Genomic DNA, 12,701 nt, shown 5'->3' on the forward strand with positions numbered 1-12,701 from the left:
CCAAAGAGAAGGGCGAGAGCAAGACGCCCCTGCTGGACCAGCTCGCGGTGGACCTGACCGCGCAGGCGCGCGAGGGCAAGCTGGACCCCGTCATCGGCCGCGAGAAAGAGATCGAGCGGGTCATCCAAATCCTGTCCCGCCGCACCAAGAACAACCCGGCCCTGATCGGCGAGCCGGGCGTGGGTAAGACCGCCATCGTGGAGGGTCTTGCCCAGCGCATCGTCGCCGGCGAGGTGCCCCAGCCGCTCCTCAACAAGCGCCTGCTGATGCTGGATGTCGGCTCCCTGGTGGCCGGCACCATGTACCGCGGCCAGTTTGAGGAGCGCCTCAAGAAGGTGCTGGAGGAAATCAAGCAGACCGAGTGCATCATCTTCATTGATGAGGTGCACATGCTGGTCGGCGCCGGCTCTGCCGGCAGTGCCGTGGATGCCGCCAACATCCTGAAGCCGGCGTTGGGCCGCGGCGAAATCCAGTGCATCGGCGCCACGACCCTCGACGAATACCGCAAGCATATCGAGGGAGATGCCGCGCTGGAGCGCCGCTTCCAGCCCATCCTGGTGGAAGAGCCCACCATGGAGGAGACGCTGGAGATCCTCAAGGGCATCCGCGAGCGCTATGAGGCGCATCACAACGTGCATATCACCGACGAGGCGTTGGAAGCGGCGGTGAAGCTCTCTGCCCGTTACATCCCGGACCGCTTCATGCCGGACAAGGCCATTGACGTGATTGATGAGGCGGCATCGCGGGTACGGATTTACAAGAGCCCGTATGCCATTGGTCTGCGCGAATCGTTCCGCCAGCTTCGCGAGCTGGAGCGCCGCCGGCAGGAAGCCTGCGAGCAGGAACGCTGGGACCTGGTGGCGGACCTGCGGGTGCGCGAGGCCGAGCTGGACCAGCGCATCGAAGAGATGCGGCTGAACTGGGACTCGCCCTTCGAGCGCCCAGATGTCACGCCGGATGATGTGGCCGAGATCGTCTCCATGTGGACGGGCATCCCGGTGAAACGGCTGGCCACCGAGGAGACCGAGCGTCTCCTGAAGATGGAGGAGGCACTGCATCAGCGCATCGTGGGCCAGGATGAGCCGATTGCCGCGGTGGCCAAGGCGGTGCGGCGGGCGCGCGCCGGCCTGAAAGACCCGCGCCGGCCCATCGGCACCTTCATGTTCCTGGGACCCACTGGTGTCGGCAAGACCGAGCTGGCGCGCGCCCTGGCGGAGTTCCTGTTCGGGAGCGAGGATGCCCTGCTCAAGCTGGATATGTCGGAGTTCATGGAGCGGCACACCGTGTCGCGCCTGGTAGGTGCCCCGCCCGGCTATGTGGGCTATGAGGAGGCCGGCCAGTTGACCGAGGCCGTGCGCCGGCGGCCGTACTCCGTGGTGCTGTTCGATGAGAACGAGAAGGCCCATCCCGAGGTCTTCAACATGCTCCTGCAGATCATGGAGGATGGCCATCTGACAGATGCCAAGGGCCGGCGGGTGGACTTCCGCAATACGATCATCATTATGACCTCCAACGTTGGCGCGACCAGCATCCGCAAGGCCGGCAGTCTGGGCTTCGCGGTGGCGCGCGATGAAAAGGAGCGGGCGGAGCGGGACTACGAGGAAATGAAAGAGAAGGTCATGGATGAGCTGAAGAAGACCTTCCGCCCCGAGTTCCTGAACCGTCTGGACGGCGTGATGGTCTTCCACTCGCTGAACAAGGAACAGATCAAACAGATCGTGGACTTGGAGCTGGGCAAACTGCAGAAGCGTCTGGACGAACATCACGTCAAACTGGTGCCGACCGAGGCGGCTCGTGAGCTGATCGCCGAGAAGGGGTATGATCCCATGTTCGGGGCGCGGCCTCTGCGCCGGGTCATTCAGGACCTGATCGAGGACCGCCTGTCGGAAGGCCTGCTGGCCGGCGAGTTCACCGAGCACTGCACCGTGGAGGTAGACGTCGAGGACGGCGAGATTGTCCTGCGGTGCTTGCCCCCGCAGAACTCCGGCGACATCTCAAACGGCTCCGCCTCCGAGGACTCGCGGCTTGAGCCGTTCATCCTGCGCAACTGACGCCGGCCGGCGCGAAGGACCCTGTCCATGACCCGACAGCGCATCCGCTACGTATGCCAGAACTGCGGCTCGGTGCAGGCGAAGTGGATGGGGCGCTGTCCCGACTGCGGCGAGTGGAACACACTGGTGGAAACGGTCGTGGAGGTCTCCCCCAAGGAGCCTTCACGACCGGTTTTGCTTTCCGCCAATGAGCCTCAGCCCCTGACCGCGGTCAATACCGAGCACGATGCCCGGATTCGCCTCTCGATGACCGAGCTGGACCGCGTGCTGGGAGGGGGGCTGGTGCCCGGGTCGGTGAACCTGATCGGGGGAGACCCGGGCATTGGCAAATCTACGTTGCTACTGCAGGTGGCGGCTGATTTGGCGGAGGCCGGCGGCCGCGTGCTGTATATCTCCGGGGAGGAGTCCCTGCGGCAGATCAAGATGCGCGCCGAGCGCCTGGGCATCACCAGCGGCAACATCCTGCTGATGTCCGAGGTGCATTTGGAGCCCATTCTGGCGCACATCGAGCAGGTACAGCCGCAGTTGGCGATCGTGGATTCCATACAATCGGTGTACACGGAGCGAGTGGAGTCGGCCGCCGGCAGTGTCACACAGGTGCGCGAGTGCGCGGCGGACCTTCTGCGCGTCGCCAAGGCGCATAATATCCCCATGTTCCTGGTGGGACATGTGACCAAGGCCGGCGCCATCGCCGGCCCGCGCGTCCTGGAACACGTCGTGGATGCGGTCTTATACCTGGAAGGGGACCGCTTCCATACCTACCGTTTGCTGCGGAGCGTGAAGAACCGCTTTGGCTCCACCAACGAGGTGGGGGTGTTTGAGATGACGGAGAGCGGCCTGCGGGAGGTGTCCAATCCCTCCGAGGCCTTCCTGGCGGAGCGCCTCCCCAACGCCGCCGGCTCGGCCATTGCCGTCACTATGGAGGGCACTCGCCCCATTGTCGTTGAGATTCAGGCGCTCAGCAGTCCCACCAGCTTTGGCCTGCCGCGCCGCACCGCCAACGGTGTGGACTTGAACCGTCTGCTCCTGCTGGCGGCAGTGCTGAGCAAACGGGTTGGGGTGAAGTTGCACGATCAGGACATTTTTGTTAATGTAGTAGGTGGGTTGCGGATCAGCGAGCCGGCCGCGGACTTAAGCGTGGCGGTGGCGGTCGCGTCGAGTTACTATAACCGGCCGGTGCCGGCCGACCTGGTGACTATCGGCGAGGTGGGCCTCAGCGGCGAACTGCGCGGTGTGAGCCATCTCCAGCGCCGGCTGAGCGAGGCCGCCCGCCTTGGATTCACGCGCTGTATCCTGCCCCAATCGGTGCTTCACAAAGGGTTTACCCCTCCGAACGGGTTGGAGGTTATCGGGGCGCGCACCCTGCGACAGGCTTTACACGCCGCTCTGGGCAAAGAAGAGGGGCGTGCATAAAAGCGGCGGGAAGCGCGCCGGCGGTTACCTTCCACCACCTCTGTATTCTGCCAGGTTCACCAACGGCGGTGCCTAGAGCAGACCTCCAGCGTATCTGTCCCAGTGTCTTTGGACTAGCCGGGTTTCTCCCCACGCGGCATCCGCCGGTATTGGACGCCCGAATGTGGTCGGTGTGCGAAAGGAGGAAGTTGGTATGCAAATAGGTGCAGTTCGGTTCCCACTGACACGGAACAGCCGCATCCACGCCTGGTTCAGGCGTACAGTTTCGATGGTCTGCGTGCTGGCAGTGCTGGGCCTGCTGGGCATGACGCCGGCGTGGGGGTCGCCGCCGGCCGGCCCTTCCATGCAGGCCGGCGAGGTGCCTCAGGCGGCGGGAGCAGTGCAAATTTATCTCTCCCCCGCTACCGCCAACGTGTACCTTGGCCAGACCTTCACCCTCACCGTCTGGGTCGCCACCGGCGCCCAGCCCATTGACTCCGTCTCCATTATCGTGAGTTACAACGGGACTGTGCTCGACAATACCAATATCACCGACGGCACGACCCTGCCGCAAGTGCTCAAGAAGGTCGTCGGGAGGACCTCTGGCGTTCTGCGATATGATGCCGGCAAGCTTGGCGCGGAGGGCGTGACCGGCACCTTTGTCCTGTGCACCCTGTACTTCAGGGCGCTGGCACTGGCGAGCAATTCCCCTGTGAACTTCACCCAGGTCCAGGTGTATAAGGGAGGGGACCCCGTGCCCTTCTCGGTGACCAATGCCCGTGTGAATGTGACCACTCCACCGCCTCCGACTGCCACTCCGACGGTCACGCCCACCCCGACTGCCGTGCCGGGGAATATCTGTGTGCTGGTGTTCAACGACCGGAACGGCAATGAAATGCGCGAGGTGGGGGAGGAGCTGGTCGCCGGCGCGGTCCTCACGCTGACAAACTCCCTGCACGAGGTCATCGGCACCTACACCACAGACGGTGTCAGCGAGCCGTACTGCTTCCAGACCCACGGTGCCGGCTTCTACTTCCTGAGGGAGCAGAATCCGCCCGGCTGGGTCTCCACCAGCCCGGATTATTGGGGGCTGGCCATGTTGGATGGGACGCGCTGGGATGTGGAGATCGGCGACCAGTGGGCCGGCGAGGTGACCCCGACCCCTACTGTTCCTGGCCCTACACCTACGTCTACGCCCACTCCCACCCGGACGCCGACACCCACTCCCACGAGCACGCCGATCGTGCCAACGCCGACCCCGCCGGCGCAGTGGGTGGAGGTCCGCTCTTCCATCCCCGAGAGCGGCATCATGGACCCGCTGTCTCCCATCGAGCTGATGTTCGATGCGCCCATGATCACGGAGACGGTGGAGATTCTGCTGGTGCCGGCAGCGCCGTATGAGGTGGAATGGTCGGAGCCGGGAGCTGTTGCGGGGGCCAGTGTGGTGGGCTACCGCGAGGCGGTCATTCACCACGATCCGTTCACCCCACGCACAGGCTATGTGCTGGGGGTGACGGGAGGTCAATCAGTAAGCGGTCTGCCGGTGCGGCCGACCTTCTGGAGCTTTGTGGTGCCGGGGATGTCGCTGTTGTTCCCGCTGGTGCGCAAGTCGCATTGAGGTAAGATGTATGAGGGGATCGCCATTGGGCGATCCCCTCACTTTTTGCGGGTGGGAAAGGGGCCGGCGCGCAGATCAGGGCACTTCGGGCAGGGTCGAGGCGCGGCGCATAAAGAGCGGCCAGAGGATGCGCACTTCTCCCAACCGGGCGGTCAGGTCCTGGATTTCCAGCGGCAGGTAGTAGCCGTCGTAGGTGACGCCGGTCTTGGGGGGATAGTCCTGGATCACAAATTCGACGGGACTGCCGGCGATGTTCACCCCCGTGACCTTGAGATACATCCTCGCCAGCGAAAATTCCTCGGCTGGCGGGGTGCCCTCCAGGATGCCGGCGCTGAAGCTGATCTCGCCGGCGCTGTTATCCACCTGATTGCGGATCAGGACGGGCAGATTGCCGCTGTCCTCGATCTCTGTCGCCGGATTGCCCTGCGCATCCACCACCTGCAGATCCGCCGGGTTGAACCTCAGGAAGACCGCCACGCCCTGGAACGGCTGGGCGTGCGGGTCCATGCGGATGTCCACCATGAAGATGTCCCCGACGGGCGCGGCCCAGTACGCCGGCACCAGTTTGAGCGTGACCGTGGGAGCTGTGCTTGCGCTCACCGCCGCGGCCGGCATGCTGACCGGTATGTCGCCGGCGCGGTCATAGTTGGTCGCCAGCAGGGAGAAGTCGGCGATCTCGATCCAGTCGTTCTCGTTGAAGTCCGCGCGCGGGTCGAACCTGGGGTTGCCGGGGCCAGAGTCATAGGCGGTGGCGAGGATGGAAAAATCCACCAGGGAGACGCGGTTGTCGTTGTTGGCGTCTCCCTCGCGCAGGGTGCCCATGTCGACGTAATTATCGCCGGCGTTGATGGTGACGTTGTACTTCACGTTGCGCAGGGTGTGAGGGTTTTTCACCCGGAAATCGCAGGTGGAAGTATATGACACCACATGGGTGAAGGTGAAGTGGCCGGTCTGGTCTGTCGTCACGCTGTACGTGTAGAGCCCTGGCAGGGTGCTGACTCCACACTCCAGCGTGACCGCCAGAGGTACGGACCAGGAGGGAGCCGGCGGGGCCGGCCGGCCCTGCAGATGTACGGTCCCGTAGACCACGGGGAAGATGCCGTTGGCCGCGTGAGGACGTGCCCAGGCCGGCGCGTTGAAAGAAAGCAGCGCGATGATGATCAGGCCGGCGAGCACGAACAGCGCCGCGAGGACCCCTCGCGGGACAGGTTTCCGTCCCAGACCAGAGATTCGGCCCATCTATCCACCTCCTTTGAAAGAACGGCTTCGATCAGCTCACCGAGGCTGGACGTGACAGCTCGCCAAAAGCAAAGGGAATGCTGACACTATCCACCGCTTCAAGCCCGTACCTTCTGGGGGGTCCTCTCACGACACAGTACATGATTATAGACGGCAGGGGGTAATCCACGCCGGACTGGCTCGGGGCGAAAAGGGTTACCCGTGCGCAACTTTGCGCATATCATTCGGTAAATCTGCATAAATTATACCAGCACCTTATGGAGATGTCAATCAAAATGCGGGTGTAGGGTGATATTGACAATCTGCCTGGCCCTTTGTACAATGCCGGCGGTATTACCGCATGATGGGAGAGGCAGATGTCCTGTGAGGAGCTGTTCCTGAAAAAGTTGCGCGAACGGGGCTTCCGGCTGACGCCCCAGCGCGAGATGGTTCTGCGCGTCATGCACCAGATAGCCGGCTTTGCCACCGCCGAGGAGATTTTCCAGCGCGTCCAGGAATTGAGCAGTGCCATTGACATCTCCACCGTGTACCGCACCCTGGAACTGCTCCAGGAATTTCAGATGGTCTCCGTGGTGGACCCGGGCGATGGTCAGCGCCGCTATGAGCTGGTTGGGGTGCATGGGCCGCATATTCATCTGGTGTGTCAGGACTGCGGCGAGGTGACCCCGATAGACCTGGACGAATTCCAGGAGTTTGTGGATCATGTTCGCCGGCGCCACGGCTTCACCATTGACATCAGCCAGGTGAGCCTACCGGGGTACTGCAACGTCTGCGCCAGCCGGCACCAGGAGCCAGAACCAGAGGAAGCATAGCAATTTGGGCGATCGCACCACCCATCCGTCAGCTCGGTAGGGGCACCGCGCGGTGCCCCTACGGGCATTTTTATCCCATTACCGAAGGGGCACCTTCCGTTCGGCTGATTCGGACGGTTGTGGTATAATGTAATCACCAACACGGCGTGCAGATGTTCGTCCCATTCCCGGGACACACTTCTTCGAGGGAGAGACGGGGTGACAGCGTTCGGTCGGATGCGAAAAGGCCCTGGGCAGGGCCGGCAGTCATTCCCGAAGGACATATTGATCTTGACCTCCGACGCCGGCTCGGGCCACCGCAGTGCCTCCAAGGCTGTCGCGACCGCGCTTCAGCGCCAGTACGGCGAACAATGCCGCGTGAAAATCATCAACCCGTTTCACCTGCCCAAGGCGCCGGCGGTACTGCGCCTGGCGGAACGGGCCTACCTCGCCCAGATCAAATACACCCCTCAGTTGTATCACTTCCAGTTCGAGGCCACGGATACCCGCTTCCTCGGTCAGCTCATCAACCTGGGAGCCACCACTTTGATGCGGGAGGCCCTGCTGGAACTGCTGGAAAGCACGCCGGCGGATGTGGTGGTCTCCGTATATCCGATTTACGGGCACACTATGGCCACGCTCCGCAAGCGGGACGGCATCACCATCCCGCATATCACCGTCATTACCGACCTGGTCAGCGTCCACTCCGCGTGGTTCGAGCCGGAGGACACGCTCTGTCTAGTGCCGACGGACGCGGCCTGTGAAAAAGGCCTTCGTCTGCACATGGAGCCATATCAGATCAAGGTCACTGGACTGCCGGTGCACCCTGATTTCGCTCAGCCGCCGGCGGACCGAGCGGCCCTGCGCCGCTCATTGGGGTGGGACCCGGAGCGCCCTACGGCGCTGGTGCTGGCCGGCGGCGCCGGCATCGGCCCCCTGGTCGAAATCGCCGAACAGATTGCACAGCGTTGTCCCTACGCGCAAACGGCGGTGGTCACGGGGAAAAACAAAGAGGCCTATGAACAGCTGATGGAGCGCTCCTGGCCAATTCCCACGCATGTCTACGGCTTCACCGACCAGATACCGGCGCTGATGCATGCCTCGGATGTGCTGGTATCGCGTGCCGGCGGGCTGACGGTGAGCGAAGGGTTGGCCAGCGGCTTGCCCATTATTATTTACGGCATCGTGCCCGGGCAGGAACGCGGCAACCTGACCTATGTGGAGACGCATGAGGCCGGCCTCTACGCCGAGGAGCCGGAGGATGTGGGCGCCGTCCTGGAGCGCTGGCTCCAGCCAGGTAGTGAGGAGCGCGCGTTGTACGCGATGAATGCCCGCGAGGCCGGCAAGCCGCGCGCGGCGGAGCGCATTGCCCAATGGATCTGGCGCGTCGCCACGCGCGAGGTTGCCTGAAATTCCCCCTAGGGGAGGATCATCTCCTCTTTCCCGTGCAGGCGGTCCAGCACCCTTTCGACAATCAGGTCCATGTGCGCAGTATACCGCACGAAGTCCAGGTCATCGGATGGTATGGTCAGCACTGGACACAGGCGGAAGCCCTGGATCCATTCGTCGTAGAGCCGGTTGAGCTGGGCCAGGTATTCATCGGAGATCTCCCGCTCGAAATGCCGGCCGCGCAGGGCGATGCGCCGGCGGAGGGTAGCCTCCGATGCCTTGAGGTAAATGACCAAATCGGGTGGAGGGAGGAACCTCACCACCGCCTCGTAAATATCGCGGTAGGTGCGGTAGTCGCGCGGGGAGAGATATCCCTGGCGATACAGGTTTTCGGCGAACACCTCCGCGTCCTCATAAATGGTGCGGTCCTGCACCACCGAGGTGGGATGTTCCATGAGGCGGTGGTAGTGGTGCAGGCGGCGGGCCAGGAAGAAGACCTGCGAGTGAAAGCTCCAACGGTGCATATCGGCGTAGAAATCGCTGAGGTAGGGATTGTCCGCCACCGCCTCGTAAAAGGGCTTCCAACCCAGCCGATAGCAGAGCAGTTCCGTTAAGGTAGACTTGCCCACACCGATATTGCCGGCCACTGCCACGAAGAACTTCACCCTTTCCCCTCCTGCTATGGTTCTGGAGTACGCGCCGGCATACCGCCGGCCAGCGCAGCGCGCAGATCGCGCAGAAGCGCATCACAACGCGCCAGTTCATCTGCCGCCCGCTTCCATACGTCCTCGGCCGGCGTCGGCTCGTAGCTGGCTTGTGCCAGGACGGCGGAGAGCCGGCCTATCGCCTCCACCAGGTGCAGGTAGCGCGGCATGAAGGAGGCCGCCCCGGAAACCCCGCTCAGCTCGCCGGCGGCCGGGGCGGCCGCAGGGCGTTCCGGAGCAGGGGCTTCGGCGGGGACCATGAAGACCTCGGCCGGCGCCAGGCTGGGCAGTCCGAGCTGTACCGCCCGCTGTTCCAGGGCGGTGCGCACCTGGTTGATCACCCAGGCGATGTCCTCAGGATTGTCCACCAGGTCCAGGGAGTTGGTATCCACCGCCAGCACCGGGCACTCCTGATAGCCGGCGAAAAAGCGCTCGTAGGCCAGGCGCAGGTCCTCAATGTACTGACGCGACATGGCGCGCTCGTACGGGCGGTCGCGATGGGCGATGCGGTACATCAGGGTATCGGTGCTGGCGCGCAGGAACACGATGACATCGGGCTGGGGGACATGGCCTCCCAGGATGGCATGCACCTGCTCATACATGGCCAGCTCCTCGCCGGCGAGGTTCAACTGCGCGAACAGACGGTCCTTGAGGAACGCGTAGTCGCTGACCACCGAATGAGTTTGCAGGATTTCCCGGATGTGCTGTTGCTGGCGGTAGCGGCTGAGCAGGAAGAATATCTGGGTCTGGAAGGCATAGCGGGAACGGTCCTGGTAAAATCGTTCCAGGAAGGGGTTTTCCTCGAAGATTTCCAGCACCAGATGGGCCCCCAGCCGCTCGCTCAAGTGGCGGGCCAGGGTGGTCTTGCCCACACCGATGGGGCCCTCGACAGCTACGTGGAAGCGGGTTGACAAGGTCCTCCTCCTGTTCAGCGGCTTTCGATGATGCAGGCTCCGATGCAGATGGCCGGCGGTGGCGGTATGCCGGCCGTTCGCACAGATGATACCACCGACGACCGCAGAAGTCCAAATGGGAGAGCGGCTTGTTTTTCCGGCGGTTTTCGCGAAAGAGTGGGAAAGGGCCGGCGCAGACGCCGGCGCGGTTGACTTCTACACCTGCAAGATTATAATGAATATTGCGATAAGCCCCTGTTGGTTGCCGATCCAAATCTGATGCCAACCCAGTGACTTCCTCATGATGAACGGGCGGCTGTCGCTTGGAATATCCGGCGGAAGGGGACCTGCCTGCATGGAGTTCGGCAACCTGAAGCCATTCTGACTCCCGATCCTCCTTTGATACCCCGACCCATTGCTGGTGCCAAGTCCCTCTATCCATCTCTGGCATCTCTGGCCGATGGCGTTGTGAATGCCGATTCAGTAGGTTGACCGCCGGCGCAGGACGGTCAATGCTCGCGGACACTGCGCAACCTCCAGGTGGGAGGCTCGCCGCGCAGGAATGATGGGAGCGCTACCAGTGGTGCCTGAAAGGAGGTTAGGAATGTTGGGCATAAGTTCTGTACAGAAGGGCTGGCTGGTCCTGGCGGCCGGCTGTCTCCTGCTCCTGGCGCTGGCCGGCCTGTCAGTCTCCGCCCAGGAGCCCCAGCCCGGCCCCACCGTGGAGCCGGCCGGCCCGGATGCCGTGCCCTATCGGTATTTCCTCTTCTCTATCGGTGCCCAGGCGCCGGCGGGGCAGTTGAATCACCCCGGCAGTGTGGCGGTGGCCCCCGATGGGACGGTGTATGTGGCCGATACCGACAACTGCCGCATCCAGCATTTCGGCTCGACGGGCGTGTTCCTGAACGCCTGGGGTTCTTGCGGCTCGGGGGAGGGCAAATTTGCCCACCCTGGCGGTGTGGCAGTGGCCTCGGATGGAACGGTCTACGTGGCGGACACCGGGAACGATCGCATCCAGCGCTTCAGTGCCGCCGGCGCCTACCTGGGCGAGTGGGGCTCCGAAGGCTCCGGGGCCGGGCAGTTCCGCTCGCCCAACGGCGTGGGAGTGGCGCCCGACGGGACGGTCTACGTAGCGGACACCGGGAACGATCGCATCCAGCGCTTCAGCGCTGCCGGCGCCTACCTGGGCGAGTGGGGCTTCCCGGGTTCGGGCAACGGGCAGTTCTATGGGCCGCGAGATGTTGCCGTGGGGCCTGACGGCACGGTGTACGTGACGGATACCGATAATCACCGCATCCAGCGCTTCACCGCCGCCGGCGCCTTCCTGGGCGCCTGGGGCTCCGAGGGTTCCGACGCAGGACAGTTTGAATCGCCTCACGGTGTGGCAATGGCCCCCGACGGGACGGTGTATGTGGCGGACACTGACAACCACCGCATCCAGCACTTCCGCGACGGCGGTGCGTTCCTGAGCGCCTGGGGCTTCAAGGGCGCCGGCAATGGGGAGTTCGACAGGCCCATGGACGTGGCGGTGGCCCCCGACGGCACGGTGTACGTGACGGATAGCCACAATCACCGCATCCAGCGCTTCGCCGCCGACGGCTCCTTCCTGGGCGCCTGGGGCTCCCAGGGCTTCGAGGCTGGAGAGTTCCGCTGGCCCTCTGGCGCGGCCGTAGGCCCTGACGGGACGGTGTACGTGGCCGACAGCGCCAATGATCGCATTCAACGCTTCAGCGCCGCCGGCGCTTTCTTGGGGGAATGGGGCTTTTACGGCCCTGGTTTCGGGCAGTTCAATTACCCGGGCGGCGTGGCGGTGTCTCCTGACACCACGGTCTACGTGGCCGATACCTTCAACCATCGCATCCAGCGCTTCACCGCGGACGGGGCATTCCTGGGCGCTTGGGGCTTCGGAGGAGAACTCTATTTCCCCTGGGATGTGGCGGTAGCCGCTGACGGGACGGTCTACGTGGCGGATACCGAACATCACCGCATCCAGCGCTTCACCGCTGAGGGCGTCTTCTTAGGCGCATGGGGCTTTCCAGGCGCCGGCGAGGGGCAGTTCATCTTGCCAATGGGCGTGGCGGCGGCCCCCGAGGGGACGATCTACGTGGCCGATACCAACAACCACCGCATCCAGCACTTCAGTTCGGACGGGACCTTCCTGGGCGCGTGGGGCTCCCGAGGCGCCGGCCCCGGGCAGTTTGAATCGCCTCACGGCGTGGCGGTGGGGCCGGACGGGACGGTGTACGTGGCGGACACCTATAACCACCGCGTCCAGGCTTTTGGGACGGCGTACCCGACCTACTGGCGTGGGGAGTACTTCTCCAACCGCTGGCTGACGGGGGCGCCGGCCCTCATCCGGAATGAGGAGCGCATCGACTTCGATTGGGGTTCTGGCGCGCCGGGGCCTGGCCTGCCGGCGGACGAGTTCTCGGCCCGCTGGTACCGGCATGTGTGGCTGGACGCCGGCACGTATCGGCTCCGCCTGTATGCGGACGATGGGGTGCGCCTGTGGGTGGACGATCGGCTGGTGGTGGAGGCGTGGCAGGACCCGCAGTCGGCCTGGCACGAGGTGGATATTGAGCTGGGGAGCGGCTATCATTTCATCCTGCTGGAGTATTACGAGG

Annotated in this window: 9 protein-coding genes; 6 read left to right on the forward strand and 3 right to left on the reverse strand. The window is 63.8% G+C overall.

The window, feature by feature from the left end; all coding sequences use genetic code 11:
* The 3 genes from H5T60_04970 to H5T60_04980 all read left to right on the forward strand — a co-directional run.
* Positions 1–2,051 (forward strand): ATP-dependent Clp protease ATP-binding subunit (locus tag H5T60_04970; GenBank protein ID MBC7241778.1); only part of this gene is annotated, 2,051 nt, incomplete at its 5' end.
* A 27-nt stretch (positions 2,052–2,078) separates the two neighbouring features.
* Positions 2,079–3,464, forward strand: a complete 1,386-nt coding sequence (gene radA / locus H5T60_04975) for a DNA repair protein RadA (GenBank protein MBC7241779.1) — start codon at positions 2,079–2,081, stop codon at positions 3,462–3,464.
* Positions 3,465–3,732: 268 nt separating this feature from the next.
* Complete coding sequence (locus H5T60_04980) at positions 3,733–5,061, forward strand: hypothetical protein (GenBank protein MBC7241780.1); 1,329 nt, start codon at positions 3,733–3,735, stop codon at positions 5,059–5,061.
* Positions 5,062–5,136: 75 nt separating this feature from the next.
* Here the strand turns inward: H5T60_04980 and H5T60_04985 are convergent, their stop codons facing one another.
* The gene (locus tag H5T60_04985; protein MBC7241781.1) at positions 5,137–6,300 is read right to left on the reverse strand and encodes a hypothetical protein; all 1,164 of its coding nucleotides are present in this window, start codon (positions 6,298–6,300) and stop codon (positions 5,137–5,139) included.
* 356 nt (positions 6,301–6,656) lie between these two features.
* Here H5T60_04985 and H5T60_04990 point away from each other — a divergent pair, with 356 nt between their 5' ends.
* Together H5T60_04990 and H5T60_04995 are read left to right on the forward strand one after the other, a co-directional pair.
* On the forward strand, positions 6,657–7,112 hold the full coding sequence (locus H5T60_04990) for a transcriptional repressor (GenBank protein ID MBC7241782.1): 456 nt from the start codon (positions 6,657–6,659) through the stop codon (positions 7,110–7,112).
* 198 nt (positions 7,113–7,310) lie between these two features.
* On the forward strand, positions 7,311–8,501 hold the full coding sequence (locus tag H5T60_04995; GenBank protein ID MBC7241783.1) for a galactosyldiacylglycerol synthase: 1,191 nt from the start codon (positions 7,311–7,313) through the stop codon (positions 8,499–8,501).
* An 8-nt stretch (positions 8,502–8,509) separates the two neighbouring features.
* Here the strand turns inward: H5T60_04995 and H5T60_05000 are convergent, their stop codons facing one another.
* Together H5T60_05000 and H5T60_05005 are read right to left on the reverse strand one after the other, a co-directional pair.
* Positions 8,510–9,145 carry a deoxynucleoside kinase gene (locus H5T60_05000; protein ID MBC7241784.1) on the reverse strand — a complete coding sequence of 212 codons (636 nt, stop codon included), beginning with the start codon at positions 9,143–9,145 and terminating at the stop codon, positions 8,510–8,512.
* 14 nt (positions 9,146–9,159) lie between these two features.
* Positions 9,160–10,098 carry a deoxynucleoside kinase gene (locus H5T60_05005; protein ID MBC7241785.1) on the reverse strand — a complete coding sequence of 313 codons (939 nt, stop codon included), beginning with the start codon at positions 10,096–10,098 and terminating at the stop codon, positions 9,160–9,162.
* 583 nt (positions 10,099–10,681) lie between these two features.
* Here H5T60_05005 and H5T60_05010 point away from each other — a divergent pair.
* The coding region (locus H5T60_05010) for a hypothetical protein (protein MBC7241786.1) at positions 10,682–12,701 on the forward strand (2,020 nt) is incomplete at its 3' end.

The sequence above is a fragment of the Anaerolineae bacterium genome (genome assembly GCA_014360855.1).
Classification (GTDB): domain Bacteria; phylum Chloroflexota; class Anaerolineae; order JACIWP01; family JACIWP01; genus JACIWP01.

Excerpts from the sequence above, each read along its gene's own strand:
- radA (MBC7241779.1), top strand. The coding sequence starts at position 2,079 with ATGACCCGACAGCGCATCCGCTACGTATGCCAGAACTGCGGCTCGGTG.
- H5T60_04980 (MBC7241780.1), top strand. The coding sequence starts at position 3,733 with ATGGTCTGCGTGCTGGCAGTGCTGGGCCTGCTGGGCATGACGCCGGCG.
- H5T60_04985 (MBC7241781.1), bottom strand. The coding sequence starts at position 6,300 with ATGGGCCGAATCTCTGGTCTGGGACGGAAACCTGTCCCGCGAGGGGTC.
- H5T60_04990 (MBC7241782.1), top strand. The coding sequence starts at position 6,657 with ATGTCCTGTGAGGAGCTGTTCCTGAAAAAGTTGCGCGAACGGGGCTTC.